The 24,040-nt window shown below is 68.4% G+C and carries 23 protein-coding genes and 4 tRNA genes; 15 read left to right on the plus strand and 12 right to left on the minus strand.

Annotation, left to right across the window (positions count from 1 at the left end; genetic code table 11):
- Positions 1 to 25 precede the first annotated feature (25 nt).
- The 4 genes from def to orn all read right to left on the minus strand — a co-directional run bounded on the left by def (position 26) and on the right by orn (position 2,730).
- Positions 26 to 598 carry a peptide deformylase gene (gene def, locus AC1MFI_RS12110; protein ID WP_479817147.1) on the minus strand — a complete coding sequence of 191 codons (573 nt, stop codon included), beginning with the start codon at positions 596 to 598 and terminating at the stop codon, positions 26 to 28.
- A gap of 4 nt (positions 599 to 602) precedes the next feature.
- Positions 603 to 1,775 carry an acyl-CoA dehydrogenase family protein gene (locus tag AC1MFI_RS12115; protein ID WP_479817149.1) on the minus strand — a complete coding sequence of 391 codons (1,173 nt, stop codon included), beginning with the start codon at positions 1,773 to 1,775 and terminating at the stop codon, positions 603 to 605.
- Positions 1,776 to 1,928: 153 nt separating this feature from the next.
- A tRNA-His gene (locus tag AC1MFI_RS12120) sits at positions 1,929 to 2,001 on the minus strand.
- A gap of 126 nt (positions 2,002 to 2,127) precedes the next feature.
- Positions 2,128 to 2,730 (minus strand): oligoribonuclease, encoded by a 603-nt coding sequence (gene orn / locus AC1MFI_RS12125; RefSeq protein ID WP_479817151.1) that lies wholly within the window; start codon positions 2,728 to 2,730, stop codon positions 2,128 to 2,130.
- Positions 2,731 to 3,070: 340 nt separating this feature from the next.
- On the opposite strand from orn, the gene mptB reads away from it, so the two are divergent.
- The 3 genes from mptB to AC1MFI_RS12140 all read left to right on the plus strand — a co-directional run bounded on the left by mptB (position 3,071) and on the right by AC1MFI_RS12140 (position 5,215).
- Positions 3,071 to 4,591, plus strand: a complete 1,521-nt coding sequence (mptB, locus tag AC1MFI_RS12130; RefSeq protein WP_479817153.1) for a polyprenol phosphomannose-dependent alpha 1,6 mannosyltransferase MptB — start codon at positions 3,071 to 3,073, stop codon at positions 4,589 to 4,591.
- A 79-nt stretch (positions 4,592 to 4,670) separates the two neighbouring features.
- The gene (locus AC1MFI_RS12135) at positions 4,671 to 5,087 is read left to right on the plus strand and encodes a DUF3224 domain-containing protein (protein ID WP_479817155.1); all 417 of its coding nucleotides are present in this window, start codon (positions 4,671 to 4,673) and stop codon (positions 5,085 to 5,087) included.
- Positions 5,088 to 5,142: 55 nt separating this feature from the next.
- Positions 5,143 to 5,215: transfer RNA gene (locus AC1MFI_RS12140), tRNA-Arg, on the plus strand.
- Positions 5,216 to 5,288: 73 nt separating this feature from the next.
- Here AC1MFI_RS12140 and AC1MFI_RS12145 read toward each other — a convergent pair.
- Positions 5,289 to 5,732 carry a DUF6098 family protein gene (locus tag AC1MFI_RS12145; RefSeq protein WP_479817157.1) on the minus strand — a complete coding sequence of 148 codons (444 nt, stop codon included), beginning with the start codon at positions 5,730 to 5,732 and terminating at the stop codon, positions 5,289 to 5,291.
- Positions 5,733 to 5,936: 204 nt separating this feature from the next.
- Between AC1MFI_RS12145 and ssb the strand changes: the two genes are divergently transcribed.
- The 3 genes from ssb (at position 5,937) to ettA (ending at position 8,961) form a co-directional block, all read left to right on the plus strand.
- Positions 5,937 to 6,527 (plus strand): single-stranded DNA-binding protein, encoded by a 591-nt coding sequence (ssb, locus tag AC1MFI_RS12150; protein WP_479817159.1) that lies wholly within the window; start codon positions 5,937 to 5,939, stop codon positions 6,525 to 6,527.
- A 101-nt stretch (positions 6,528 to 6,628) separates the two neighbouring features.
- Positions 6,629 to 7,186 carry a DUF6993 domain-containing protein gene (locus AC1MFI_RS12155; protein WP_479817161.1) on the plus strand — a complete coding sequence of 186 codons (558 nt, stop codon included), beginning with the start codon at positions 6,629 to 6,631 and terminating at the stop codon, positions 7,184 to 7,186.
- A 92-nt stretch (positions 7,187 to 7,278) separates the two neighbouring features.
- Complete coding sequence (gene ettA / locus AC1MFI_RS12160) at positions 7,279 to 8,961, plus strand: energy-dependent translational throttle protein EttA (protein WP_479817163.1); 1,683 nt, start codon at positions 7,279 to 7,281, stop codon at positions 8,959 to 8,961.
- A gap of 95 nt (positions 8,962 to 9,056) precedes the next feature.
- Here the strand turns inward: ettA and tesB are convergent, their stop codons facing one another.
- A complete protein-coding gene (gene tesB / locus AC1MFI_RS12165; protein WP_479817165.1) occupies positions 9,057 to 9,974 on the minus strand; it encodes an acyl-CoA thioesterase II in 918 nt (305 codons plus the stop codon).
- Between the two features lie 213 nt (positions 9,975 to 10,187).
- On the opposite strand from tesB, the gene AC1MFI_RS12170 reads away from it, so the two are divergent.
- Positions 10,188 to 10,652 (plus strand): acyl-CoA thioesterase, encoded by a 465-nt coding sequence (locus tag AC1MFI_RS12170; protein ID WP_479817167.1) that lies wholly within the window; start codon positions 10,188 to 10,190, stop codon positions 10,650 to 10,652.
- Positions 10,649 to 11,314, plus strand: coding sequence for a DUF8185 domain-containing protein (locus AC1MFI_RS12175; RefSeq protein ID WP_479817169.1), 666 nt, complete (start codon positions 10,649 to 10,651; stop codon positions 11,312 to 11,314). Before AC1MFI_RS12170 ends, AC1MFI_RS12175 begins: the two co-directional genes overlap by 4 nt.
- Positions 11,315 to 11,393: 79 nt before the next feature.
- Here AC1MFI_RS12175 and AC1MFI_RS12180 read toward each other — a convergent pair whose 3' ends face one another.
- From AC1MFI_RS12180 to pepN, 4 genes are all read right to left on the minus strand, one after another.
- On the minus strand, positions 11,394 to 11,936 hold the full coding sequence (locus AC1MFI_RS12180; RefSeq protein ID WP_479817171.1) for a globin: 543 nt from the start codon (positions 11,934 to 11,936) through the stop codon (positions 11,394 to 11,396).
- The gene (locus AC1MFI_RS12185; RefSeq protein ID WP_479817173.1) at positions 11,933 to 12,565 is read right to left on the minus strand and encodes a mechanosensitive ion channel family protein; all 633 of its coding nucleotides are present in this window, start codon (positions 12,563 to 12,565) and stop codon (positions 11,933 to 11,935) included. The genes AC1MFI_RS12180 and AC1MFI_RS12185 overlap by 4 nt, the downstream gene beginning before the upstream one ends.
- A gap of 111 nt (positions 12,566 to 12,676) precedes the next feature.
- Entirely contained in the window at positions 12,677 to 13,159 is a 483-nt protein-coding gene (locus AC1MFI_RS12190; RefSeq protein WP_479817175.1) for an OsmC family protein, read from the minus strand.
- Between the two features lie 117 nt (positions 13,160 to 13,276).
- Positions 13,277 to 15,829 (minus strand): aminopeptidase N, encoded by a 2,553-nt coding sequence (gene pepN, locus AC1MFI_RS12195; RefSeq protein WP_479820870.1) that lies wholly within the window; start codon positions 15,827 to 15,829, stop codon positions 13,277 to 13,279.
- Between the two features lie 211 nt (positions 15,830 to 16,040).
- Here pepN and AC1MFI_RS12200 point away from each other — a divergent pair, with 211 nt between their 5' ends.
- Positions 16,041 to 16,511, plus strand: a complete 471-nt coding sequence (locus AC1MFI_RS12200) for a ribose-5-phosphate isomerase (protein ID WP_479817177.1) — start codon at positions 16,041 to 16,043, stop codon at positions 16,509 to 16,511.
- On the plus strand, positions 16,504 to 17,394 hold the full coding sequence (locus AC1MFI_RS12205; RefSeq protein WP_479817179.1) for an Fpg/Nei family DNA glycosylase: 891 nt from the start codon (positions 16,504 to 16,506) through the stop codon (positions 17,392 to 17,394). The genes AC1MFI_RS12200 and AC1MFI_RS12205 overlap by 8 nt, the downstream gene beginning before the upstream one ends.
- Before the next feature lie 70 nt (positions 17,395 to 17,464).
- Here AC1MFI_RS12205 and AC1MFI_RS12210 read toward each other — a convergent pair.
- Positions 17,465 to 17,535: transfer RNA gene (locus AC1MFI_RS12210), tRNA-Gly, on the minus strand.
- Positions 17,536 to 17,649: 114 nt separating this feature from the next.
- On the opposite strand from AC1MFI_RS12210, the gene AC1MFI_RS12215 reads away from it, so the two are divergent.
- The 5 genes from AC1MFI_RS12215 (at position 17,650) to clpX (ending at position 22,345) form a co-directional block, all read left to right on the plus strand.
- Positions 17,650 to 17,723 (plus strand) — tRNA-Pro (locus AC1MFI_RS12215).
- A 69-nt stretch (positions 17,724 to 17,792) separates the two neighbouring features.
- Positions 17,793 to 19,283, plus strand: a complete 1,491-nt coding sequence (gene tig / locus AC1MFI_RS12220; RefSeq protein WP_479817181.1) for a trigger factor — start codon at positions 17,793 to 17,795, stop codon at positions 19,281 to 19,283.
- A 257-nt stretch (positions 19,284 to 19,540) separates the two neighbouring features.
- Positions 19,541 to 20,167 carry an ATP-dependent Clp protease proteolytic subunit gene (locus tag AC1MFI_RS12225; protein WP_479817183.1) on the plus strand — a complete coding sequence of 209 codons (627 nt, stop codon included), beginning with the start codon at positions 19,541 to 19,543 and terminating at the stop codon, positions 20,165 to 20,167.
- Positions 20,168 to 20,214: 47 nt separating this feature from the next.
- On the plus strand, positions 20,215 to 20,889 hold the full coding sequence (locus AC1MFI_RS12230) for an ATP-dependent Clp protease proteolytic subunit (protein ID WP_479817185.1): 675 nt from the start codon (positions 20,215 to 20,217) through the stop codon (positions 20,887 to 20,889).
- A 163-nt stretch (positions 20,890 to 21,052) separates the two neighbouring features.
- The gene (clpX, locus tag AC1MFI_RS12235) at positions 21,053 to 22,345 is read left to right on the plus strand and encodes an ATP-dependent Clp protease ATP-binding subunit ClpX (RefSeq protein WP_479817187.1); all 1,293 of its coding nucleotides are present in this window, start codon (positions 21,053 to 21,055) and stop codon (positions 22,343 to 22,345) included.
- A gap of 3 nt (positions 22,346 to 22,348) precedes the next feature.
- Here the strand turns inward: clpX and AC1MFI_RS12240 are convergent, their stop codons facing one another.
- Positions 22,349 to 23,830, minus strand: a complete 1,482-nt coding sequence (locus tag AC1MFI_RS12240; protein WP_479817189.1) for a glyceraldehyde-3-phosphate dehydrogenase — start codon at positions 23,828 to 23,830, stop codon at positions 22,349 to 22,351.
- Positions 23,831 to 24,040 lie beyond the last annotated feature (210 nt).

The following is a 24,040-nucleotide window of genomic DNA, read 5'->3' on the forward strand; positions in this document are numbered from 1 at the left end:
CAGGGACGGTCCTGCCCGTGGCGTGTCAGTGACCGAAGGGATCGGGATCGACGCCGGGCAGCCAGGTCAGTCCGGGGACGCCCCACCCGTTGTTCTTCAGGGCCTTCTTCGCTTTCCGCGACTCCCGCGCGTTCAGGCGGTCCACGTACAGCTTGCCGTCCAGGTGGTCGTACTCGTGCTGCATGCACCGGGCGAACCACCCCGTGGCCTCGAATTCGACGGGAGAGCCGTCACCGTCGAAGCCGGACACGCGGACCCATTCGGCGCGCTTGAGCGGGAACGCCTCCCCGGGTACGGAGAGGCAACCCTCGGCCTCGTCGTCGGGATCGGGGTCGGAACCGGGGACCTTCGAGGTCACGAGGGTCGGGTTGACGAGGACGCCGCGGGGAGCGACGTCGTCCTCGTTCTCCATCCCGTAGACGAAGATGCGCAGTCCGACGCCGATCTGCGGGGCGGCGAGACCGACGCCGTTCGCGACGTCCATGGTCTCGAACATGTCGGCGATCAGCGTGCGCAGCTCGTCGTCGAAGGCCTCGACCGGCAGGGCGCGGCGGTGGAGAACCGGCTCTCCCGTGATGGTGATGGGGTGGACTGCCATGGACCTACCTGTTCTGGGCGGGACGGTCGGCGATCGACCGGCCGATGGACTCACGCATGATCTCGCTGGTGCCGCCGAAGATGGTCAGCAGCCGTGCGGCCAGGAAGGCCTGGGAGACCGGGTATTCGAGGATGTAGCCGTAGCCGCCATGGAGCTGGAGGCACCGGTCCGTGATGGACTTGGCCCGCTCGCTCGCCCACAGCTTGGCCTGCGCTGCCGCCGCCGGGGTCAGTGAGCCCGCATTGAATGCGCTCACGGCCTGATCGACGAAGGTCTCGGTCACCTCCACCTCCGTCAGCACGTCAGCGAGGACATGGCGGGTGTTCTGGAAGTCGAGCACCCGCTCGCCGAAGGCGCTGCGGTCGGCCACGTACCGCACGGTCTGCTCGTAGGTGGCCCTGGCGAGGGCGGCGGAGGCGACAGCGATCCCGAGACGGCCCTGGGGGATCTGCTCGAGGCTGTACCGCAACCCCTGCCCCACCTCTCCGACGAGGTCCCCGCCGGGAACACGCACGCTGTCGAAGAACAGCTCGGCCGTGTCCGAGGCCCTCAGGCCCATCTTGTCCAGCTGGCGGCCAGGGGTGTAGCCCTCACCCCTGCGCACCATGAAAAGGGAGAAGGAGTCGCTGGAGCCACGGCCCGAGCTGCCATCCGTGCGTGCGAGCACGAGGGAGGCATCACCGCTGATGCCGTTGCCGATGAAGACCTTCTGCCCGGTGATGAGCCAGTCGTCGCCGTCGCGCACCGCCCTGGTCCGGATGCCCCGCAGGTCGCTGCCGGCCCCCGGCTCGGTCCAGGCGCACGAGGTGACGATCTCGCCCGAGACCATGCCCGGGAGCCACCGCTCCTTCAGGTCGTCCGAACCGTGGGCGAGCAGGTGGGGGAGGACGAGGTCGTCGTGCAAGTGGAAGGCGAGTCCGACGGCGAGGTGGTTGCTGCGGGCGAATTCCTCGTCGAGGACGGCCCGGAAGCGGTAGTCCGGCATCCCCGCTCCGCCGAACTCCTCGGGAACGGCCAGCCCGAGGATGCCCTGCTCACCCGCCGCGGTCCACACGGACCGGTCCATCATGTGCTGCTGGTCCCACCCTGCGTAGTGGGGGGCGACGGCGCGTTCGTTGAACTCGCGGGCGACGTCGCGGAAGAGCTCGTGATCCTCTTCGAACACCGTGCGTTCCATCGTCTTGGTCCTTCGTTGCTGTCAGCCGGAGGAGGCACAGGCCGCGATGGGCTGTCATCCGGGGCTGGGCGTGCTGGGGCCCGAAATGCGTATGCCGCCCCGGACGGTCTCCGGGGCGGCATACGTGGCCAGGAACGTTCCCTGGCACCTGAGGGTGAGTAACGGGGGTTGAACCCGCGACCTCCTGGACCACAACCAGGCGCTCTGCCAACTGAGCTATACCCACCATGCGTCTTCACGGCCGACCCGGGGAAGAACCTTCCTCCAGGCTGTCTGCGAAGGCAGCGGATACAAGTTTACACACTTTTTCGCGTGCTCCGGACAGCCCTGCGCGTTGCCGCGTCCAGGGGTGTCAGGGTGCGATCGTGCGCGCGATCGCCTTGCTCGTCGCCGAGTCGGGTCCGGGTGAGGGTACGAAGACCGCGGCGCGGTAGTAGCGCAGTTCGCGGATCGAGTCCTCGATGTCGCCCAGCGCCCGGTGTCCGCCCGTCTTCGGCGGCGACTGGAAGTAGGCGCGGGTGAACCAGCGGCGTGCCAGTTCCTTGATGGTCGACACGTCGATGATGCGGTAGTGGAGGTGGTCGACCACGAGAGGCATGTCGCGCACGAGGAAGTTCCGGTCCGTCCCGACCGAGTTCCCGGCCAGCTGGGCCTTCCGCGGCTCCGGAACCCACGTCCTGATGTAGTCGAGGACCTGCTGCTCGGCCTCGCCCATGGTGATGCCGCCGTCGAGCTCCTCGATCAGGCCCGACGTCGTATGCATCTCGCGCACGAAGTCGCCCATCTGGGCGATCGCCTCGGGGGCGGGCTTGATCACCACGTCCACGCCGTCGCCCAGGACGTTGAGTTCGGCGTCCGTCACCAGGACGGCCACCTCGATCAGGGCGTCCTCGGCCAGGTCCAGGCCCGTCATCTCGCAGTCGATCCAGACGATGTGTTCATTCGATATCGGCATCCGACCAATGTACCGTCCGGTGCCGACGCCCCCGTGCCTTCCGGCACGGACCGGGAGGGGCGCGGGGGACCGGCCTGCCCGCCTCGGGACGCGCCCGTCCCGTGCCCCGCGACGGTAGCCCGTCGGTCCCGTGCCCCGCGACGGTAGCCCGTCGGTCCCGCGCCCGGCCCCGGTGCTAATATTCGTACAGTTCGCTCAGGGCTGCGGGGAGATCTGGGTAACCCTGCTGCTTCCGGCACGGGCCCGCTCCGCGGCTCGCCCGCCGTCCGGACCGGGCAGGCGGCCTGAGGACATGGGCGTTCGACGCCGACTCCTGCTTGCCGACGATTGGATTTCCCAGATGCCCGCCCAGGTCCCGCTCACTGAGGTCGAGACGCAGCCGGGCCCGAACCGTCCCAACGTCGCCGTCGTGCAGGGCTTCATCGGATCGCTGATGATGTGGATGGGGTCGCTCGGGGTCGGGTGGCTGTCGCTGGCGTCCGCCGAGCTCAGGCGCAATCCTGTCATCATCTGGCTGCGTTTCGAGCCCCCCGGTGCCGTGCTGTCCGTCCTGCTCCTCGCGCTGGGCGGCATGCTCCTGATCCGCTCCTGGCTTCGTCTGGGCCAGAGGCTGAACGGCTGGTCGGACGACACCCGGCCCTACCTGCTGAAGGCGATCATCGCGTGGACCATACCGCTCGCGGCCGCACTGCCGCTGTTCAGCAGGGACGTCTTCGCCTACATAGCGCAGGGCCAGGTCATGGTGGCGAAGCTCAACCCCTACGTGGACGGCTACTCGCAGATCTCGAACTACCTCCAGATCGGCGCTGACGACCTCTGGGCGCAGAGCCCCACGCCGTACGGCCCGGTCTTCCTGTGGATCGAGGAGGGCATCGTCAGGATCACCGGCGGGCACCCGGACACCTCGATCATCCTCTTCAGGGTCGTCGCCCTGGTGGGTGTGGCGCTCTGCGTGTACTTCGTCCCGAAGCTCGCCGAGCTCCACTCGATCAACGCGAACCGGGCGCTCTGGCTGACGGTCGCGAACCCGCTGTTCCTCATCAACTTCGTGGCCGCCATCCACAACGACTCCCTGATGATCGGCCTCGCGCTCGCGGGCCTGTACTTCGCCGCGACCAGACGACCGGTACTCGGCATCCTGCTGATCACCCTCTCCGTCGGCATCAAGCCGATCACGCTGATCTTCCTGCCGTTCGTCGGACTCATGTGGGCCGGCAGGGGAGCGTCGTGGCCGCGGCGATTCCTCTACTGGTTCATCACGGCCGGGCTCTCCCTCGGGATCCTGTGGATCATGGGCTACGTGAACACCTTCGGCTTCGGCTGGGTGGGAGCCCTCAGCACGCCGGGCAGCGTGTGGATCTGGTATGCGCCGATCGGGTTCATCGGACTCGTCATCGCGACACTCGGCGACGCCCTCGGGCTCAGCGGCTGGGACATCGCCAATGCCTTCCATACGCTGGCACGCGTCGCCTCGCTGGTAGTCATCGCGCTGCAGATCTTCCGCGGCGATCACAGCCACCTCGTCCGCAGGCTCGCCTTCGCCTTCGCGGCGATCGTGCTGCTCTCGCCCATGATCCAGTCCTGGTACGTGGTCTGGCTGATCCCCCTGTTCGCCGTCACGGGCATCCGCGACGACTGGCAGGTGAAGTTCCTCTACGTCACGGTCGCCTTCTTCATGGTGTACGCCATCACCGACCAGCTGGACATCTTCCCCTACTTCGACTTCAGCCTGACGATGGCGCGGCAGGTCGCCGCCGTCGTCGCCCTCGGATTCGCGTTCTACCTCGTCTTCGTGGACCGCAGCACGAAGATCCTCTTCCGGAAGCGCTACCGGCCACTGGCGCCGGGACAGTTGCACTGAGGCCTCGTGGCGCATCCGCCGAGGGCCCTGCGCGCTATTCCAGCATGCGGGACGGGCCCGAAGCGGCAATACTAAGCAGATGATTGAAACAGGAACGACGACGTACAGCGGCGAGTTCGAGATCACCGCCTGGGATGCCGAACCCTATACGGAGCCGGGCAGCACCGGGGAACTGTCCCGGGTCCGGGCGGCCAAGGTCTTCGAGGGTGAGATCAGCGGGACGAGCACGGCCGAGCTCCTGATGGCGGGGAACGACGTCGGTGCCGGGTACGTGGCGTCGGAGCAGTTCGTGGGAACCATCGGTGACCGGACCGGCGCGATGACGGTGCAGCACTGGGGCGTCGCCGAAGGCGCCGATGCGGCGAGCTCGGGACACATCATTCCCGGTTCAGGGACGGACGGCCTCCGCGGTATCTCGGGGAAGGCCGTCTACTCGCAGGATCCGGACGGTCAGCACCGACTCGAGCTGCGGGTGAGCTTCGCCGCTGACGAGTAGGGCCGGAGCCATCGGACCGGAGCGGATGGGGCGGCCATAGTAAACTGGGCGTACTGCCTCCGTAGCTCAGGGGATAGAGCAGGGGCCTTCTAATCCTCTGGTCGCAGGTTCGAATCCTGCCGGGGGCACACCACGAAGGGTCGGACGCCGAGGCGTCCGGCCCTTCGTCGTTCCGGCGTGCGGCACAGGGAATCGTGCGTCCTAGGGGCGCTTCCCGGTATCGAACCGCTCGTCGTACACCTTCCCGGCCTCCTGCAGGAGATCGTCGTGGAGCCTGCCGAGCGGTAACACGTCAGCAAGCAGGGGTTCGCAGTCGGGCCCCCGGCCGACGCACGATCCCGTGAGGATCCAGGGGAACCGTTCCTCTTCCTCCGCGAGATGCCTGTACTGGCAGATCTGCCGGGCCAGCCAGTCCTCGAGCGGGCGGGTCCACCACTGCTCGGGAGTCAGCGGGTTGACGGACAGTCCCGGCAGGTCGAGGCCGCTCTCGCCGTCCTTGCTCGTCGACTCGCGATCCGCGACGAAACCGCACGAGTAGCGGAGGTACACCGTTTCCGCGCCCCGGACGAGGTCGGCCAGTTCGTCGAGGGAACCGATCACGCGTTCGTGGGTATCGGTGGTCCGGGGTGGTGATGCCGTGTCCATGCCTCCACGGTAGGAAGGGGAGCGCGCGGGGCTCAAGGGGGGTTTTCGGCCCGGACGGTGCTTCCGCTTCTCGCTTCCGTCGCCTAGGGGTCGAGGCGGTTGTCAACATAGGCCGATGCATCTCTCCTCGCCGTTCGTACGCGGTCGAGACTTGAGCCGGGGCGGCACCCATCGCCGTCCTGCAGACCCAGGGAGGGACAGATCATGACTGACATCATCACCGTGCGGGGCTACGTCGCCACGGAGGTGCGCCTGACACTGGCGCAGAGCGGCCTGCCGATCACCGGCTTCCGCATGTGTTCCACGGAGCGCCGCTTCGACAGGGAGACGAATGCGTGGGTGGACGGCCACACCAACTGGTACTCGGTGTCGATGTTCCGCCAGCTCGCGACGAATGCCGGAGCCAGCATCAAGAAGGGTGATCGCGTGATCGTCACGGGCCGGCTGAAGGTGCGGCCGTGGAGCAACGCTGACGGGCGGACGGGCACGTCCGTGGAGATCGATGCCGACACGGCGGGCCACGACCTCATGTGGGGTACCGCGAACTTCAGGAGGACGGCGGCGGACAGGGGTGAGGCGCCTGCCGGGGCCGGGCCGGACGGACAGCCCGCGGACGTCGCCGTGGGGGACGACCCGCCGGAGGGTGTCGACGGTTCCACCGGAGAGGTGTACGACGACCCGGCGGCGTTCGGCGCAAACGACGACGACGTGCCCGGGGGCACGGGCAGCCTCGCGGACGAGCAGCCGGGCAGGAGCCGCGACCTAGCGCTCGACCCGGAGGCGGTCCCCTTCTAGGCGCGACCCCGACGGGTGGGTGGAGCGCCGCCTGGCCTTGCGCTTCGCCGGGTGTCGGAGGGGCAGACGGGCAGGGCTACGGTGCATGGCAGGATGGCAACGTGACTACTGCCGCTTCTCCTGCTCGACGGCGCCCTGCCGGTAGCCGCTCGCTTCGCCGGGCACTGCCGGCCGTCGGCATCGTCCTGGCGCTGACGTCCTGCACGGCCCAGCCCACGACGGCACCGGAGGCGCCGGGTGGCGGGAGCGCCTCGCCGTCCGCAGTCTCTGCTCCGAGCTCTGCTCCAGCTGCAGTCCCGGAGCAGTCCGCCGCTGGCGCGACCCCGGCCGCTCCGCCCGAGGCACCGGTGCCGGACACCGACGAGGTGGCGGCTGCCGTAGAAGCCTCTCTTCGTTCCCTGGCCGAAAGCCAGGACTCCGTCACCAGCGGGCAGGTCCGCGCCGCCATCGAAGAGGCCTTCACGGCTGAAGGGCTGGTCCCGGACGGCGTCGAGGTGTCCATCGACCGCACCCCGACAGGCCTGGACGTCGACGCGCTCCAGGGTGCCGGCCGCACGGGAGGGACCTGCGTCTTCGGTGAGGTGCGCGAAAGCACGGTCTCCGTGGCGGTCCTCCCTGCGCTCGCCTCCGGGCAGTGTTTCGTCGGCGACCAGCGTTAGGGTCCTCCGGGCCCGCCGAGGGGTGGACGCGAGCACGGGAGCCGGGGCCATCGAGTGTGGAAACACCGTGGGCACCCACTAGCCTTAGTGGCATGGCGGAATTTATCTACACAATGACCAAGGCTCGCAAGGCCGTTGGCGACAAGGTTATCCTCGACGACGTCAGCATGTCGTTCTTCCCCGGCGCGAAGATCGGGGTCGTCGGTCCGAACGGAGCCGGCAAGTCCACCATCCTGAAGATCATGGCGGGCATGGACACCCCGTCCAACGGCGAGGCGCGCCTGAGCCCCGGCTACTCGGTCGGCATCCTCCTGCAGGAACCGCCACTGAACGAGGAGAAGACGGTCCTCGGCAACGTCCAGGAGGGCGTGGGCGAGATCTACGGCAAGATCCAGCGCTTCAACGAGATCTCCGAAGAGATGGCCAGCCCCGACGCGGACTACGACACGCTGCTCGACGAGATGGGCAAGCTGCAGGAAGCGATCGACGCCGCCGACGCCTGGGACCTCGACTCCCAGCTGGAGCAGGCCATGGACGCGCTGCGCTGCCCGCCGCCGGACGCGGACGTCCGCGTCCTCTCCGGTGGTGAGCGCCGCCGGGTGGCGCTCTGCAAGCTCCTCCTGCAGAAGCCGGACCTCCTGCTCCTCGACGAGCCCACCAACCACCTCGATGCCGAGAGCGTGCTGTGGCTCGAGCAGCACCTCAAGTCGTACGCCGGTGCAGTCCTGGCCGTCACCCACGACCGGTACTTCCTGGACCACGTCGCCGAATGGATCGCCGAGGTGGACCGCGGACACCTGTACCCCTACGAGGGCAACTACTCGACCTACCTCGAGAAGAAGCGCGCGCGCCTCGAGGTCCAGGGCAAGAAGGACCAGAAGCTCTCGAAGCGCCTCAGCGACGAACTCGAGTGGGTCCGCTCGAATGCCAAGGGACGCCAGACGAAATCGAAGGCTCGCCTGAACCGCTACGAGGAGATGGCAGCCGAGGCCGAGCGCACCAGGAAGCTCGACTTCGAGGAGATCCAGATCCCGCCCGGCCCCAGGCTCGGCAGCCAGGTCATCGAGGCGCACGATCTGCGCAAGGGCTACGACGAGCGCATCCTCATCGACGGGTTGTCCTTCTCCCTGCCGCGCAACGGCATCGTCGGCGTGATCGGCCCCAACGGCGTCGGCAAGACCACGCTGTTCAAGACCATCGTGGGCCTCGAGCCCCTCGACGGCGGCGAGCTGCGCATCGGTGACTCCGTCAAGATCTCCTATGTCGACCAGTCCCGCGGCGGCATCGATCCCAACAAGTCGCTGTGGGAGGTCGTCTCCGACGGCCTCGACTTCATCCAGGTGGGTCAGGTCGAGATGCCCTCGCGCGCCTACGTCTCGGCCTTCGGCTTCAAGGGGCCGGACCAGCAGAAGAAGGCGGGCGTGCTCTCCGGTGGTGAGCGCAACCGGCTCAACCTGGCCATGACCCTGAAGCAGGGTGGCAACCTCCTGCTCCTGGACGAACCGACGAACGACCTGGACGTGGAGACGCTCTCGAGCCTCGAGAACGCCCTGCTGGAATTCCCGGGCTGCGCAGTCGTCGTCTCGCACGACCGGTGGTTCCTCGACAGGGTGGCCACCCACATCCTGTCCTACGAGGGCACCGAGGACGACCCGGACAAGTGGTACTGGTTCGAAGGCAACTTCGACGCCTACGAGGAGAACAAGGTGGCGCGCCTCGGCGCCGATGCCGCGAAGCCGCACCGCGTCACGCACCGCCGCCTGACCCGCGACTAGGAACAGACGCCCGGGCACATGGGGGACACGGCTTTACGCCGTGTCCCTCATCCTTTTCCGGGGGTATCCGCTTCGGTGGAAGCCGCCGGCCGGGCTCAGGCCGGCGGGATCCTGACCATGCCCTCCTGTGCGACGCTCGCGACGAGTTCTCCACCTCGGTTGTAGATACGTCCGGCGGCCAGACCCCGAGCACCGGAGGCGCTGGGGGAGCTCTGGACGTAGAGGAGCCAGTCGTCCACGCGCACCGGGCGGTGCCACCACATCGCATGGTCGAGGCTGGCGACGCTCATCCCGGGCTGGATCCAGGTCAGACCGTGTGGTCGCAGGATGGATTCCAGCAGGGTGTAGTCGCTGGCGTAGGCGAGGGCTGCCCGGTGGAGGTCGGGGTCGTCGGGCATCGGTGCGAGGCTGCGCATCCAGACAGCGTTCCGGGCCTCCCGGGACCCCTCGTTGGCCAGATACAGCGGTGCGTCGATGTGCCGGATGTCGAACGGCCGCTCGAACGCCCACGCCCGGGCCACCGGATGGTCGAAGCCGCCGAGGAGCTCGGCCGTCGACGGCAGGCTCTCGGGGTCCGGGATATCGGTGGGCATCGTGTCCTGGTGGACGATCCCGTCGTCGGGCTCCTGGAAGGACGCGATCATGGACAGGATCGGTACGCCGTTCTGGTAGGCGTGCGTGCGGCGGGCGGAGAACGAGCGGCCGTCGCGGAGCCGCTGGACGCCGAAGGTGATGGGCTGGTCGGCGTCCCCGGCGCGCAGGAAGTACGCATGCATCGAGTGGACGTCCCTGCTGGGTTCCACCGTCCGCATCGCCGCGACGAGCGACTGCGCGAGCACCTGTCCGCCGAAGACGCGTCGGCTCGGCTGGCGGGCGGATGAGCCGACGAAGATCTCCTCGTCCGTCTGCGCCCCGTCGGCGCTGCTGAGGTCCAGGAGCGCCACGAGGGCAGCGGTGGGATCCTTCCCCTGCTCTTCCGACGTCACGTCTGGTGCCGGCGCGTGCTCTGCCATGGTTCGGGAACTCCTCGGGGAACAGGTGGAAAGGGGACGTGCGCGGTCCGGGAGTCCCGTCGCAGAAGGAGCACCCCAGCACCTACTGACAGTAGACGCCCCCTCGACCGCACTCAACACGGCCCATCGGGCACCTGCATGGCCTTGCTCACACTCGCGTGCTGCCGCGCGTGCGGTTGGTCCCCGCCGGGCCGGGACTGAGAGGATGGCGGTATGTCTGCGGTGCACACCATTCCCCTCCAGTTGCGATTCGGCGACGAGGACTCCTACGGCCACGTCAACAACGTGCGGTTCCTCCAGTTCCTCGAGGACGCGCGCGTGCTGCTGATGAGTGAAGGGCGGCCCGGCGGGACCTTCATGGACCTGATCGACCCCGACCACTACACGCTCGTCGGGCGCCAGGAGATCGAGTACCGCGCACCCCTGAACTTCAGCACCACGTCCGCCGGCGTGGATGTCTGGGTGACCGCGGTAGGCGGTTCCAGTTTCGACCTCGGCTACGCGGTGAGGGACAGGGTCGAGGCGGAGGGAAGCACCACGAGTGCGATCGCGGCGACCACCATGGTCCTGGTCAGCCGGAGCACGGGGCGTCCGGTACGCCTGTCGGAGGCGCAGAAGGGCATCCTCGTGTCCTGGCAGGGGCCGGCCGTACCGTTCCGCCGCTCCCGCTCGACATGACCCCCATGTCCTCCCCGTCGCTTCGCTTCGCCGACCCCCACACGGTCGCCGACTTCCGGACCTTCACCGCCCGCGCACGAGCGAACGACGACGGCGGCATGCGCCTGCTCGCCGCCGGTCGAGTTCTCGCCGCGTACGTCTGCACGCTCCGCCCCACGGTGCTCGGCGAACCGGTCCCCACGGTGCTCGGGCTCCGCACCATGGCCCTGGGAGGTGAGGCCGAGGTCGATGCGACCGTCTCCCTCGGCTCGGTCCTGGACCGTCTCGCCAGGATTCCCGACGGCGACGTCGTCTTCCCCGTCCCGACCGTCACCGTCACGGAGAACTGGGCCGGGGTCCTGCCACCGCGTTCCGGCTGGACATCGGCAGGTGCGGTGGCCTGCTCGGTCCTGGACCAGGCGGCGAGGGACGGCATCGGGGAGGTGGCGCGAACCCTGCCCGACCGCGCGGGCGCGCCCCTCGTGAGCAGCGTCCGGGCCGCGGTCTGGGGCCGGCCGCTCGACGGCGTCCCCGGGTCCGTGCCGGCAGGGGCCGCTTTCGGGGCGTTCAGTCTCGGCTTCCTCGAGCCGGGCACGGAAGCGACCGTGCACGTGAACGGCCGCTGGTCCCGCCTGAGCACCGGTCGGGGCCATGTCCTGGTTCGCGCGGCGGCCATCCTCTGACGCCGATCAGCGCGAGGACCCCGACGGTCGCGACAGTCCGGCTCCTCGCGCACGGGCGGATCGGATCCAGCGCGGATGGTCAGTCCGCGGCGTTGACCATGGAATGCGCGGCGCGGTCGAGGTAGTCCCAGAGCGTGGCCTCGTGCAGGGGTGCGAGATCCAGGCTGTCCACGGCGGCGCGCATGTGCTGGAGCCAGTGGTCCCGCGCTTCCGGCCCTACCCGGAAAGGCATGTGCCGCATGCGGAGCCTCGGGTGTCCCCGCTGCTCACCGTATGTCTTCGGACCGCCCCAGTACTGCTCGAGGAACAGCAGCAGCCGCTCCTTCGCCGGTCCGAGGTCCGCCTCCGGGTACATCGGACGCAGGACCTCGTCGCCCGCCACGCCGTCGTAGAAGACGTCCACGAGCTTCACGAAGGTCCCGTGCCCACCGACGGCCTCGAAGAAGTTGTCCGTGTACTGGGGCTGGCTGAAGGTCTGCCCGGCAGAGACGAGCCGCTCGACGGGCAGGGCGGCCCGCGCGCCCGCCACCGGCAGGGCAGGCCCGCGCCCCGGAACCGACGGGTCGCCGCCGGTACCCGGTGCTTCACCGCCGTGTGCGCCCGGGAGGTCCTCGTCGCTCATGCCCGTCCCTCCGCGGCAGCGGGCGCGTCCGTGACGGGTTCGGGCGGCGGCGCCACGTAGGTGCCCTGCGACCTGTTGCCCACCTTGGTGATGTCCCCGTTGCGGACGTACCAGATGGCGCCGTCGTCGTCGACCATCCGCGTGATGCGCAGCCCCAGGGACTGCACCACGCCCACGGTGTCACCCACCTCGATGGTGTCGCCGATGCCGTACTGGTCCTCGATCGTGATGAAGAACCCGAGGAAGGCGTCACGGATGACCTCGCGGGCGCCGAAGCCGATCGCGATACCGACGATGCCGACGCTCGCGAGGATGGGCCCGATGTTGAAGCCGAGCGTCTCGATGGCCATCAGAGCGGCGATGATGGCGATGGTCCCGGCCGCGACGCTCGACATCAGGCCGCCGATCGTCTCCGCACGCTGGACGCGGCGCGCGCCGTCGAACGGGCGCAGCGCCGGTTGCGCCCACTTGAAGTGCGGCTTCTTGAAGACGCTGTATCCGCTCTGGACGCGCTTGACCGACCGCGTGATGAGGTAGCGGATCACGAGCCAGAGGAGGAGGGCGCCGATCAGGATGATCAGCGCTCCGATGAGTCGGCCGCCATAGCCGAGGGAGGGGAGGAAGGTCATGTCGTCGCTTTCATACGGCATTCGGGAGGCCCGTCCGCGGCAACAGCAGACGCGCGGACGCGTTAACAGGCTACAGCGGAAGGGGGAGCCGACGAGGCCGTGCCCGAGCGGTCAGGATCCCTCCGGACCCGCGGACGTCGGCTCGTGGTGCACGGGGAAGTTCAGGGATCGGGCGATGAAGCACAGGCGGTTCGCCTCCCCATGCAGCGAGTCGGCCAGTGCGGCCTGCCCGGCGTCCGCCAGCTCCACGTGCGGGCGCAGCCGGATGCCGGTGAACTCACCGCTGCCGTCCGCGTTCAGCCTGAGGCTACCGTCCGCCGAGTCGGAATAGCCGCTGACGACGACGCCGGCCCGCACGGCCACGTGCAGGTAGGACAGCATGTGGCACTGGGCGACGGCGGCCAGGAGCAGCTGCTCCGGATTCCAGCGGTCCTTCGAGCCATGGAACGTGGGGTCGGCGGTTCCGAGGAGGAGCCCGGGCCCGTCCACCTCCACCTCGTGGTCACGGCTGTAGGACCGGTAGCCGGACGTTCCGGGGCCGAGGTTGCCCGTCCAGCGGATCCGCGCCCAGTACGTGTGCTCCTGCAGGTTCATGACTTGACCCTAATACCGGTGACGCCGGTTCCGCCCGGACGGCGAACCGGGAGGAGGCGGAAACAGCGGGCGGGGAGAACCTCGCGGTCCTCCCCGCCCGCCGCACCGGAGCGGACGCTACCTGTCGGCGGCCTGCGCCTTGAGGGCGCGCACCACGCCGTCCCTGCTCTCGAGGATCAGCCGCCGGAGCGACGGCGACGCGTCGCCGAGACGGTCGAGGAAGGAATCCGTGCGGTCCAGCGTGTCCTGCGTGGTCAGGAGCGAGGGGTAGAGGCCGACGACGATCTGCTGGGCGATCTCGTGCGTGCGGGTCGCCCAGACGTCCTGCACGGACGCGAAGTACCGCTCCACGAACGGCTCGAGCAGCGAACGGTCGTGCACGCGCGTGAAGCCCCCGATCATGGACCGCTGCGTGGCGTTGGGCAGGTCCGCCGCGTCGACGAGGGCCGCCCACGCGGCCTCCTTGGCATGCGCCGTCGGCAGCGCCGCCCTGGCCGCCGCCGCTGCGAGCGCTCCGCTCGCCGTCGAGTCGCGCGCCAGCTCGGCGTCGATCTCCGCCTCGCCCGCGCGGCCTCCCACTACGAGGCTGGTCAACAGCTCCCACCGCAGGTCCTGGTCCACCGTCAGCCCGTCGGCCACGCGATCGCCGTTGAGCATCGCTTCGACGGCGTCGAGCTGCGGCTCGGTGCGGGCATGCGCCGAGAAGGCCCTCGTGAACTGGAGCTGCGCGTCGGAACCGGCGGCCGCGGCGAGGGCGAGCTCGAGGAGGCTGTCCGCGGCGGCATCTCCCATCGCCTCCCGGTCCTCGGGATCGACGTAGAACGCCAGCGTCGAGGCCAGCTGCCGGAGCAGCACCTGGACGACCGACGAGTCGGACTCCGCGCCGATGTTCTGCAGGACGAGCTCCACGTAGTCGCGGGCAGGCGTCTCCCCGTCGCGCGCCGCGTCCCAGGCCGAGGCCAGGACCAGCGTCCGGGGGAGGGAGTCGCGGAAGTCCTTCACATGCCGCACGGACGTGCGGAGGGAGGCCGGGTCGAGCCGGATCTTCGCGTACGCGAGGTCGTCGTCATTGAGCAGGACGAGCGCGGGCTGCCGCAGCCCCACGAGGTCCGGCACCTGGGTACGCCCGCCGTCGACGTCGAGTTCGAGGCGGTGGACGCGCACCAGCGCGCCGTCGTCGTCGTGATCGTAGAAACCGACGGCGAGCCGGTGCGGCCGGATGGTCGGGAACGCCTCGATGGCGGTCTGCAGGATCGCGAAGGAGGTGATGGTGCCGTCGTCGTCCGTGGTGAACTCCGGGCGGAGCGTGTTGACCCCGGCCGTCTCGAGCCAGAGCGCGGACCAGGCCTTGAGGTCGCGACCGCTGGCGGCCTCGAGCTCGGAGAGCAGGTCGGCGAGTTCGGTGTTCTTCCAGGAATGCTTGGCGAAGTACTGCCGCACGCCCTGCATGAACTCCTCCTGGCCCACCCAGGCCACCAGCTGCTTGAGCACCGAGGCGCCCTTCGCGTAGGTGATGCCGTCGAAGTTGACCTGGACGTCCTCGAGGTCGCTGATCTGCGCCACGATCGGGTGCGTCGAGGGGAGCTGGTCCTGGCGGTAGGCCCAGCCCTTCTCGAGGATCGCGAAGGTGGTCCAGGCCTGCTCGAACTCGGTCGCCTCCGCGGCTGCGAGGGTGGACATGAACTCGGCGAAGGACTCGTTCAGCCAGAGGTCGTTCCACCAGCGCATGGTGACGAGGTCGCCGAACCACATGTGCGCGAGTTCGTGGAGGATCGTGATGGCGCGTCGTTCGACCGTCGCGTCCGGCACGCGGGAGCGGAACACGTAGGTCTCGACGAAGGTGACGGCGCCCGCGTTCTCCATGGCGCCCGCGTTGAACTCGGGCACGAACAGCTGGTCGTACTTCCCGAAGGGGTACGGCGTGCCGAACTGCTCCTCGTAGAACGCGAAGCCCTGGCGCGTCAGCGCGAAGATGTTCTCGGCGTCCATGTACTGCATCAGCGACTTCCGCGCGAAGACGCCGAGCGGGATGGTCCGGCCGTCCGAGCTCGTGAGCTCACTGCGGACGGACTGGTACGGACCGGCGATGAGCGCGGTCACGTAGGAGGACATCATGGGTGTCGGCTCGAAGTACCAGGTGGAGCCGGCACCGCCGTCGGCGTCGGAGCCGGCCTGCACGGGCTCGGGCGTCGTGGTGTTCGAGATGACGTCCCAGTGCGACGGCGCGGTGACGGCGAAGCGGAACGTCGACTTCAGGTCCGGCTGCTCGAAGACGGCGAAGACGCGGCGGGAGTCCGGCACCTCGAACTGCGTATAGAGGTAGACCTCGCCATCCACCGGATCCACGAAACGGTGCAGGCCTTCTCCCGTGTTCATGTAGAGCATGTCGGCCTCGACCACGAGGGTGTTGCTGGCGGCGAGGGACGGGAGCTGGATCCGGACGCCGTCGGCGACCTCCGCCGGGTCCAGCGCGACACCGTTCAGCTCGACCCGGTGCACCGTGTCCGTCACGGCGTCGATGAACGTCGAGGCGCCCTGGCGTGCGTCGAAGGAGACGACCGTCGTCGACCGGAAGACGCGGTCGCTGCCGGTGAGGTCGAGGGTTATCTCGTAGGAGTGGACGGTGAGCAGGGCGGCGCGCGTGCGTGCTTCGTCGCGCGTCAGGTTCAAACCGGGCAAGGATCGCCTCCAGGGTCGGATTCGGATACGGCGCGTGTGATGCGGGTTGCGCGGCGTTTCGTATTCTCTCATTCCGCCGGTCGTCGTCGCGCTTCCGCTTCCCCTCCATCGGCACACTAGGCTGGGAGGGTCCCGCCGGTCGGCGGACGAACCCCCTAGCCACCGCCGGCTGCCCCGGCGCCGTCCGAAGGATCAGATCACCATGCGCGTCCACCTCGCCACCGACCACGCCGGCATGGAACTGAGCGCCCACCTGCTCTCGCATCTCACCGCGGCAGGTCACGACGTCGTCGACCACGGCCCGACGTCGTACGACCCCGAGGACGACTACCCCTCCTTCTGCATCGACGCGGCACAGGCCGTGGTCGCGGACCGGGCAGCGGGCACCGAGGCGCTCGGGATCGTCCTCGGAGGCTCCGGGAACGGCGAGCAGATCGCGGCGAACAAGGTGCGCGGGGTGCGGGCGGCGCTCGCCTGGAGCCTGGAGACAGCGCGCCTCGCCCGGCAGCACAACGACGCGAACGTCGTCGCCGTCGGCGGGCGCCAGCACTCGGTGGAGGAGGCGACGTCCATCATCGAGGCGTTCCTCGCGGAGCCGTTCAGCGGAGCCGAACGGCACAGCCGCAGGATCGCGCAGGTGGCGCGCTTCGAGGAAACGGGAAGCGTTGCCTGAAGGCCATTCGGTCCACCGGCTGGCGCGGCAGTTCACCTCCGTCTTCGCCGGCGAGCGGCTCACCGTCTCGAGCCCCCAGGGCCGGTTCGCAGCGGGTGCCGCACGGCTCGACGGAGCCACGCTGCTCAGCGCCCTCGCGCACGGCAAGCAGCTGTTCCTGCGCTTCGACAACGACCGGGTGCTGCGCGTGCACCTCGGCCTCTACGGCGCGTGGAGCTTCGGCGGTGACGCGACCTTCCGTGGCGCGTCGAGCATCGGCGCCCCCCGCCGGGTGGGGGAGTCGGAACAGGCGTCCGACGACGATGGGCCGGGCAGCGGCGGGACGTACAGCGGCCCGCCCGAGCCCGTCGGTGCGGTGCGCGTGCGCCTCGTGTCCACCCACGGCTGGGCGGACCTCCGCGGACCGACTGCCTGCGAGGTCATCACGGGCGCCGAGGAGGAGGCGGCCCGCGCCAAGCTGGGGCCGGATCCCCTGCAGCCCGGGTCGGACGGCTCGCTCCTCGTACGTAGGCTCACCTCCAGCATCACGCCTGTCGGTGTCCAGCTCATGAACCAGGCGGTCATCGCGGGGATCGGGAACATCTACCGCGCGGAGGTGCTCTTCCTGCAGGGCATCAATCCCTGGCGCCCGGGCCGGCAGGTGCGCGAGGACGAGGCGGCCGGCATCTGGGCCGACACGGTGCGCCTGATGAGGGACGGCGTGCGGGAGGGACGGATCATCACGACGACGGTTGAGGCGAGGAACGGCCGGCCGAAGCGCTCCGCGCCGCACTACGTGTACAAGCGCACGGGAGAACCGTGCCGCCGGTGCGGGACCGCTGTGCTCACGGCGGAGATGGCGGCGCGCAACGTCTACTGGTGTCCCCGGTGCCAGGCGGAATAGCGCATGGTGCCGAGCCTTAAACGACAACACCCGGACGGTGGGTCCGGGTGAGGGTGCGGGCCGGCTGGAGAGGGGATGACGGGAATCGAACCCGCGTAATCAGTTTGGAAGACTGAGGCTTTACCATTAAGCTACATCCCCGTTTCGGGCCCCTCGCAGAGCCCCGTGGAACGCATATAACTACACCACAGCTGCTGCGCGATCGCCAAATGTGCGCGGTAGGCGTAAAGGTGCGTAGACTGTCACTCGCACTTACGGGGTGTAGCTCAGCTTGGTAGAGCGCCTGCTTTGGGAGCAGGAAGTCGCAGGTTCAACTCCTGTCACCCCGACTCTGTCGTGTGATGAGGAAAGTGCCTCCGCTGCAGAACCAATCCCAATCATCTCAGGAGTCCTACGCTGTGAAGAGCGCTGTTGAAACCCTTTCCCCCACCCGGGTGAAGCTGAACGTCGAGGTCCCCTTCGAGGAACTGAAGCCCAGCATCGACGAGGCCTACAAGACCATCGCCACCCAGGTCCAGGTTCCGGGGTTCCGCAAGGGCAAGGTTCCCCAGCAGCTCATCGACCAGCGCGTGGGCCGCGGCTACGTCATCGAGACCGCCATCAACGACGGCCTCAACGGCTTCTACCAGAGCGCCGTGCAGGAGACGGGCATCCGTCCCCTCAGCCGCCCCGAGGTCGAGATCACCGAGGTCCCCGATCCCGCGAAGAAGGACGGCCAGCTGACCTTCACCGTCGAGCTGGACATCCGCCCCGAGATCGAGCTCCCCGACTACAAGGGCCTCGAGGTCACCGTCGAGCCCGTCGAGGCGTCCGACGAGGACGTCGAGAAGGCCATGGACGAGCTCCGCGGCCGTTTCGGCACCCTCGTCTCCGTGGACCGGCCCTCGAAGGACGGCGACTTCCTCACCATCGACCTGACCGCGTCGGTCGACGGCGAAGAGGTCGACTCCGCACAGGACCTGTCCTACCAGATCGGCTCGGGCACCATGCTCGAGGGCATGGACGAGGCGGTCACCGGCCTGTCCACGGACGAGGACGCGACCTTCGCGACCACGCTGGCCGGCGGCGAGCACGCAGGTGCCGCCGCGCAGGTGAAGGTCGTCGTGAAGGCCGTCAAGGAGCGCGAGCTCCCCGAGGTCGATGACGAGTTCGCACAGCTCGCCTCGGAGTTCGACACGGCCGAGGAGCTGCGCGCCGACCTCGCGAAGCAGGCCGCCGAGTCCAAGATCATGGACCAGGGCGTCGAGGCGCGGGACAAGGTCCTCGACAAGCTCGTCGAACTCGTTGCGGTCCCGGTCCCGGAGAGCGTGGTCGAGGAGCAGCTCGAGCAGCACTTCAACGGCGAGAACGCCCACAGCGCCGGCGAGGACCACGACACCGAGGAGCACCGCGCGGAGGTCCGCACCAACACGGAGCGCGCCTTCCAGAACGAGGTCATCCTCGACGCCGTCGCGGAGAAGGAAGAGGTCGGCGTCAGCCAGGCCGAACTGATCGACTACATCGTCTCGACCGCCGGGCAGTACGGCATGGAGCCGAACCAGTTCGCCCAGATGCTCGACCAGAGCGGCCAGGTACCGATGATCGTCGGAGAGGTCCGCCGCCGCAAGGCCCTGGCCAAGGTCCTCGAGTACGCAACGGTCACCGACACCAACGGTGCCTCGATCGACCTGACCGAGTTCGTCCGCCCCGCCGGTGACGAGGACGAGACGATCAGCGTCGACGACGTCGAGAACGAGCAGGGCGTCGCCGAGGACATCGAGGCCACCGAGGCGGGGTCCACGGAGGCCGAGGCCCCGAGCGAGGAGCCCGAGTCCGCCGAGGAGCCGGTCGTCGCCGAGGCGCCGAAGAAGAAGAGGGCGGCACCGAAGAAGAAGGCAAGCGCGGAGTAGCCTCCGGCAGACCCAGCAGTGCACAGCGGTGCCGCAGCCTCCGGGCAGCGGCACCGCTGCTGCGTTAAGGCCCCGGCACGGGCGCGAGGCCGGTCGTCGGCGGTAGCTCGCGGGCTGCCGCCGCGACCGTGCGCCGTCAGCGAACAGTTCCCGGAGCGGGAGCAATTCGTCGCCGCAGCGGGTTAGTGTCCAAGGAGAGACAAACGGACGGGTCGGCCGAAGTGGCAGCGATCCGCCAGAGTGGAAGGTCAACCGAAATGGCAACCGAACCAAGCACCCCGAGCATGGCCGGCCCCGAGATGGGCGGACGTGACGACTACATCTACAACCGGCTCCTCAAGGAGCGGATCATCTGGCTCGGTTCCGAGGTGCGCGACGACAACGCGAACGCCATCTGCTCACAGCTGCTGCTGCTGTCGGCCGAGGACCCGGAGCGCGACATCTACCTCTACATCAACTCGCCCGGAGGCTCGGTCACTGCCGGCATGGCGATCTACGACACCATGCAGTTCATCCCGAACGACGTCGTCACGGTCGCCACGGGCCTCGCCGCCTCGATGGGCCAGTTCCTCCTGTCCTCGGGCACCAAGGGCAAGCGGTACGCCACGCCGCACGCGCGCATCCTCATGCACCAGCCCTCCGGCGGTATCGGCGGGACGGCGACCGACATCCGCATCCAGGCCGAGCTGATCCTGCACATGAAGCGGGTCATGGCCGAACTGACGGCGGAGCAGACGGGCCAGACCGTCGAGAGAATCCTGAAGGACAATGACCGCGACAAGTGGTTCACGGCCCAGGAAGCCCTCGAGTACGGCTTCTTCGACCACATCTCCGCGCACTCGGGCTCCGTCGCCGGCGGCGGCGGCACCGAGCAGACGCCGTAGTCCGCGCCCAGCCCACACTCCGACCAGTCGTCCCACAAGGAGACACCATGAACCACGAATTCCAGGCAGCAGCGGGATCAAAGGCGCAGAACCTTCCGACCAGCCGTTACATCCTTCCCCAGTTCGAGGAGCGCACGCCGTACGGCTTCAAGCGCCAGGACCCCTACACGAAGCTGTTCGAGGACCGCATCATCTTCCTCGGTACTCAGGTCGACGATGCGTCCGCGGATGACGTCATGGCGCAGCTCCTCGTGCTCGAGTCCACCGACCCGGAGCGGGACATCACCCTGTACATCAACTCGCCCGGCGGGTCCTTCACCGCGATGACGGCGATCTACGACACCATGCAGTTCATCCGCCCGGAGGTGCAGACCGTCTGCCTCGGCCAGGCAGCAAGTGCCGCGGCCGTCCTGCTCGCAGCCGGCGCTCCCGGCAAGCGGCTGGCGCTGCCGAACGCGCGCGTGCTGATCCACCAGCCCGCCCTCTCCGGAGGCCAGGGCGGGCAGGCCTCGGACCTGGAGATCCAGGCCAACGAGGTCATGCGCATGCGGACCTGGCTCGAGGACACGCTGGCCCTGCACTCGGGCCGCACCGCGGAGCAGGTCAACCTCGACATCGAGCGCGACAAGATCCTGACCGCAGCGGACGCCGTCGCTTACGGCCTGGTGGACGAGGTCCTGACCTCGCGCAAGATCACCCCGCCGAAGATCAACACCCCGTAGGCGGTCGGCGGATCCGCTGGTCCGAGGGACCGCCGGATCCGCCGGACAGCAGGGTCATCGCCCGTGGTGCCGTCAGGCATCACGGGCATTTTGATACTGGCTCCTGCGGCCATGTGGCCTAGAGTGGTCATAGCAATCGCGAAATACCTAAGGGGATTGAACCATGGCTCGCATTGGTGAGAGCACCGATCTGCTCAAGTGCTCTTTCTGCGGGAAGAGCCAGAAGCAGGTGCGGAAGCTGATCGCCGGCCCCGGCGTGTACATCTGCGACGAGTGCATCGACCTGTGCAACGAGATCATCGAGGAGGAGCTCTCCGAGGTCGCGGACCTGGGCTCCTTCGAACTGCCCAAGCCGCGCGAGATCTTCGACTTCCTGCAGGAGTACGTGGTGGGCCAGGAGCCGGCGAAGCGCTCGCTCGCGGTCGCCGTCTACAACCACTACAAGCGCATCCAGTCGGGCAACGGCCCGCGCGCGGCAGGCACCCTGGCGGACGCGGCCGAGTCGGAAGACGTCGAGATCGCCAAGTCCAACATCCTGCTCATCGGCCCCACGGGCTGCGGCAAGACCTACCTCGCCCAGACCCTCGCGCGACGGCTGAATGTCCCGTTCGCCGTCGCGGACGCCACGGCACTCACCGAGGCAGGGTATGTCGGCGAGGACGTGGAGAACATCCTCCTGAAGCTCATCCAGGCCGCCGACTACGACGTCAAGAAGGCCGAGCAGGGCATCATCTACATCGACGAGATCGACAAGATCTCCCGTAAGAGCGAGAACCCCTCGATCACGCGCGACGTATCCGGTGAGGGCGTCCAGCAGGCGTTGCTCAAAATCCTCGAGGGGACGGTCGCCTCGGTGCCCCCGCAGGGCGGGCGCAAGCATCCCCATCAGGAGTTCATCCAGATCGACACCACCAACGTGCTCTTCATCGTCGCCGGCGCGTTCGCGGGCCTCGAGGAGATCATCGGGTCGCGCGCCGGTCGCAAGGGCATCGGCTTCGGAGCGCCGCTGAGCTCCCTCAAGAACGAGGAGGCGAGCTACGGCGACGTCATGCCGGAGGACCTGCTGAAGTTCGGGCTCATCCCCGAGTTCATCGGCCGCCTGCCCGTCATCACCACGGTCACGCACCTCGACCGCCCGGCGCTCATGCAGATCCTGACCGAGCCCAAGAACGCGCTGATGAAGCAGTACCAGAAGATGTTCCTGCTCGACGGCGTCGAGCTCGTGTTCGAGCCGAAGGCGCTCGAAGCGATCGCCGACCTCGCCCTGGACCGCGGGACCGGAGCGCGTGGCCTGCGCGCCATCATGGAGGAGGTCCTCCTCCCGGTCATGTTCGACCTCCCGAGCCGCGAGGACATCGCCACCGTGGTCATCACGGACGACGTCGTCGCCAAGCGCGCCGAGCCCACGCTCATCTCGCACGAGGTGGTCGCGAAGCGCCGCAACAAGTCGGCCTGATCGTCAGACGGCCGCTGCCACCGCCGCCTCCGCAGCCGGGTAGGCGGGTGGGTGGACCGCCGCCATCTCTTCCATGACCCGGACGACCTGGCAGCTGTAGCCGAATTCGTTGTCGTACCAGACGTAGAGCACGAGGTGGATGCCGTCGGCGATGGTCGCGAGGCCGTCGACGATGCCGGTGCGGCGGGAGCCGACGAAGTCGGTCGAGACCACCTCGGGGCTGTCGATGTAGTCGACCTGCTTGCGCATGCCCGAGTGCAGGGACACCTCGCGCAGGTAGGTGTTGACCTCGTCCTTGGTGGTGCCCTTCTGGAGGGTGAGGTTGAGGATGGCGATGGAGACGTCCGGGGTGGGGACGCGGATGGAGCTGCCCGTGAGTCTGCCTGCGAGTTCGGGCAGGGCCTTGGCGACGGCGGTCGCGGCGCCGGTCTCGGTGAGGACCATGTTCAGGGCGGCGGAGCGGCCGCGGCGGTCCCCCTTGTGGAAGTTGTCGATCAGGTTCTGGTCGTTGGTGAAGGAGTGGACGGTCTCGACGTGGCCGTGGACCACGCCGAAGCGGTCGTTGATGGCTTTCAGGACCGGGGTGATGGCGTTGGTGGTGCAGGACGCCGCGGTGATGATCCGGTCGGAGTCCGTAATGGTGCCGTGGTTGATGCCGTGCACGACGTTCTTCAGGGAGCCTTTCCCGGGTGCGGTGAGCAGGACCTTGGCGACGCCGGTGCTGCGCAGGTGCTGTGAGAGGCCTTCCTCGTCGCGCCAGCGGCCGGTGTTGTCGACCACGAGGGCGTCCCTGATGCCGTAGGAGGTGTAATCGATGGCGGCCGGGTCGTCGGAGTAGATCACCTGGATGCGGGTGCCGTTGGCGGTGATGGTGTCGGTGGCCTCATCGACCTGGATGGTGCCCTCGAAGGATCCGTGCACGGAGTCGCGGCGCAGGAGACTGGCGCGCTTGGCGAGGTCGTTGTCCGAGCCGCGGCGGACGACGACGGCGCGCAGGCGCAGCCCGTGGCCGCCGCCGGCCTTCTCGATGAGCAGGCGGGCGACGAGGCGACCGATGCGGCCGAAGCCGTAGAGGACGACGTCGGTGCTGGTGCGTTCGTCGTGTCCGCCCTGGCCGACGATGTCGGCGAGTTCGGTGCGCAGGAACTCCTCCAGGCTCTGCCCCGTGCCTGCGCGGTCGTAGGCGAGGCGGAGGCGCCCGATGTCGATCGCGGCGGCCCCGAGGTCGAGGTCGGCGAGGATCGCGAGCAGGGGTGCGGTGTCCTCGAGCCGGAGTTCCTCGGTGGTGATGCGACGGGCGAAGCGGTGGGCCTTGAGGATGTTCATGGTGGACTTGTTGATGAGGCTGCGCCCGTGGATGCTCGTGACGACGTTGTTGGTCCGGTACAGCCGGCCGATGATCGGGATCATGGCTTCGGCGAGTTCTTCGCGTTCGAGCCAGGTGTCGTGGGTATCGGCGTGGTTCTCGGTCCGGTGCTGCTGCAAGACGGCGTCCCTTCGGGCACCGGGCACCCCGGTGCGTATTCATCCAGTCCGATACAGACGCAAGGGGTAGCGCCAGGCATCGTCGACTGGTCGTGTCCCTTCATTAGACCGTCTTGCGGTACACGGCACCAACTCGGACGGAATACGGAGCAGGTATGGCGGGTTGCACCGGAAAAGGCCCCGGCCTCACCGACATCAGAAGGAATTCCT

This window comes from Arthrobacter sp. BC5 (genome assembly GCF_056680255.1).

Bases quoted from the DNA above. Each gene is read 5' to 3' on its own strand.
- AC1MFI_RS12145 (WP_479817157.1), bottom strand. From the start codon at position 5,732: ATGGACACGGCATCACCACCCCGGACCACCGATACCCACGAACGCGTG.
- AC1MFI_RS12190 (WP_479817175.1), bottom strand. From the start codon at position 13,159: ATGAACCTGCAGGAGCACACGTACTGGGCGCGGATCCGCTGGACGGGC.
- ssb (WP_479817159.1), top strand. From the start codon at position 5,937: ATGACTGACATCATCACCGTGCGGGGCTACGTCGCCACGGAGGTGCGC.
- AC1MFI_RS12230 (WP_479817185.1), top strand. From the start codon at position 20,215: ATGAACCACGAATTCCAGGCAGCAGCGGGATCAAAGGCGCAGAACCTT.
- clpX (WP_479817187.1), top strand. From the start codon at position 21,053: ATGGCTCGCATTGGTGAGAGCACCGATCTGCTCAAGTGCTCTTTCTGC.
- AC1MFI_RS12185 (WP_479817173.1), bottom strand. From the start codon at position 12,565: ATGACCTTCCTCCCCTCCCTCGGCTATGGCGGCCGACTCATCGGAGCG.
- AC1MFI_RS12225 (WP_479817183.1), top strand. From the start codon at position 19,541: ATGGCAACCGAACCAAGCACCCCGAGCATGGCCGGCCCCGAGATGGGC.
- AC1MFI_RS12175 (WP_479817169.1), top strand. From the start codon at position 10,649: ATGACCCCCATGTCCTCCCCGTCGCTTCGCTTCGCCGACCCCCACACG.
- AC1MFI_RS12115 (WP_479817149.1), bottom strand. From the start codon at position 1,775: ATGGAACGCACGGTGTTCGAAGAGGATCACGAGCTCTTCCGCGACGTC.
- AC1MFI_RS12200 (WP_479817177.1), top strand. From the start codon at position 16,041: ATGCGCGTCCACCTCGCCACCGACCACGCCGGCATGGAACTGAGCGCC.
- AC1MFI_RS12135 (WP_479817155.1), top strand. From the start codon at position 4,671: ATGATTGAAACAGGAACGACGACGTACAGCGGCGAGTTCGAGATCACC.
- orn (WP_479817151.1), bottom strand. From the start codon at position 2,730: ATGCCGATATCGAATGAACACATCGTCTGGATCGACTGCGAGATGACG.
- mptB (WP_479817153.1), top strand. From the start codon at position 3,071: ATGCCCGCCCAGGTCCCGCTCACTGAGGTCGAGACGCAGCCGGGCCCG.
- AC1MFI_RS12180 (WP_479817171.1), bottom strand. From the start codon at position 11,936: ATGAGCGACGAGGACCTCCCGGGCGCACACGGCGGTGAAGCACCGGGT.
- def (WP_479817147.1), bottom strand. From the start codon at position 598: ATGGCAGTCCACCCCATCACCATCACGGGAGAGCCGGTTCTCCACCGC.
- tesB (WP_479817165.1), bottom strand. From the start codon at position 9,974: ATGGCAGAGCACGCGCCGGCACCAGACGTGACGTCGGAAGAGCAGGGG.
- AC1MFI_RS12170 (WP_479817167.1), top strand. From the start codon at position 10,188: ATGTCTGCGGTGCACACCATTCCCCTCCAGTTGCGATTCGGCGACGAG.
- ettA (WP_479817163.1), top strand. From the start codon at position 7,279: ATGGCGGAATTTATCTACACAATGACCAAGGCTCGCAAGGCCGTTGGC.